The sequence below is a fragment of the Clostridium sp. genome, from assembly GCF_036569345.1.
Taxonomy (GTDB): domain Bacteria; phylum Bacillota; class Clostridia; order Clostridiales; family Clostridiaceae; genus Clostridium_AD.
In genome coordinates this window covers 1-1,599 of record NZ_DATCQT010000153.1, presented here as the reverse complement: position 1 = coordinate 1,599, position 1,599 = coordinate 1, and the positions used below count along the sequence as shown (strand labels likewise).

Annotated in this window: 2 protein-coding genes; both read left to right on the top strand. The window is 33.5% G+C overall.

Annotated features, from left to right (window positions below):
- The first annotated feature begins 177 nt into the window (after positions 1-177).
- Positions 178-1,005 (top strand): prephenate dehydratase, encoded by an 828-nt coding sequence (locus VIM70_RS15410; protein ID WP_331946663.1) that lies wholly within the window; start codon positions 178-180, stop codon positions 1,003-1,005.
- Between the two features lie 407 nt (positions 1,006-1,412).
- On the top strand, positions 1,413-1,599 hold a 187-nt coding region (locus VIM70_RS15405; RefSeq protein ID WP_331946662.1), incomplete at its 3' end, for a hypothetical protein.

The following is a 1,599-nucleotide window of genomic DNA, read 5'->3' as shown; positions in this document are numbered from 1 at the left end:
GCCGGAAATACGGAAGCGAATACTCTTGAGGAGCCCGGTGCGGTAATTTCGCTCGCCGGGATCTGTGCGGGGGGTGCCGGGTAACCGGTATCTCTACCGTGACTAGGACCAAAATTTTAAAAAGGTGAATTACTTATTGCTGGTGAATGCTTTCAATATACTTTGGAGGTTAAATAAATGAATAAGATAGCAACACTTGGTCCAGCAGGTACTTTTAGCGAACTTGCAGCAAAGAAATATATTGAAACAATTAATGAAAATACTGAAGTAATTTTCTATCCAACTATAAAAAAGGTTTTCAATGCGATTGGTAAGGAATGTGAGTTAGGAATAATACCTATCGAGAATACACTCGATGGATATGTTCAACTTACCCTTGATTTACTTGCACAAACAGATTTACATATAATATATGAACTTGTTCTCCCAATTCAATTTTCATTTGTGGGGAATATTTTAGATATATCAGATATTAGAAAAATATACGTTCAATTTAAAACTCAAGGGCAGTGTTCTAATTTTTTAGAAGAGTTCACTAATACTAAAATTAGAACTACTGAAAGTAACGGGGAATCCTTTAAAGAGGTAAAAAGAGGGGTTTTAGGAGAAGCAGCTGTAGTTCCAAAATACATACTAAATGCCAGCAATGAATTCGCTTTTAATATCGAAAATGTAACCGATTCATTTGATAATGAAACGCGATTTATTGCACTTTCAAAAGAGACTTTAGAATATGATTCTAATAAACGTTATAAAACTTCTATGGTCATTATGAATGCTTCAAATAAACCTGGACAATTATCGAAAATTTTAAATGAATTTTCTCAGAAAAATATTAATTTAACTTCAATAATATCGCGTCCAACTAAAAGAACACTTGGAAAATACTATTTTTTTATTGATATTGAAGGGCATTATGCTGAAGAAAAAAATATAAAACAAGCAATTGAAAAAATTAGTAAGAATAACATAGTTAAAATTCTAGGCTCTTATGCTTTAGCTTAATATGGACTTCACTCTCGTCCAATAATGATGAGGGTGCTTTACGTAATCTTTAGATTTGGGGGGTGACCGCGCAGCGGTTTAGTACAATACTACTTATAGGACTCAAATTTAAAAAAGTTAAAATATTAATTAGTGGTGAATTAATATTTTATAGAATACTGTCGAAATTTATGATATTATTATAACACAGACCCATTTTTTGGGGGGAGGAGTCTATATCGTACTAGATTTTTTTCTAACAGCCGTCTGCTTCTCTGTTTTAGGTTATGGATTATGTTACATTACTCTTTCGTGTAGTTATTACAAATCAAAAATGCAAAACGATAACTCGGAAAATTCAATGGAAGGATGAGCAAGCCACGGGCTTTATTAAAGAAAAAACTCCTCTTACGTCTAGTGTTTTTGTTATGCAAACATTATGCAGAAGGAGTTTTTTTAATGAAAATTTAGCAACTGTTTTAGGTTATGATTGGGAAGAATGGACACCCATTGAGCTTAAGGAATGGAAAGAGGTGGCAAGGTTGAGTCGTTATGCAATCGAGAAAGCCCGATTCTACTTCAACAGCATTGGTAAAAATGGAAACCCTACCGCCC

Coding starts and splice junctions, on each gene's coding strand:
- VIM70_RS15410 (WP_331946663.1), top strand. CDS start 178: ATGAATAAGATAGCAACACTTGGTCCAGCAGGTACTTTTAGCGAACTT.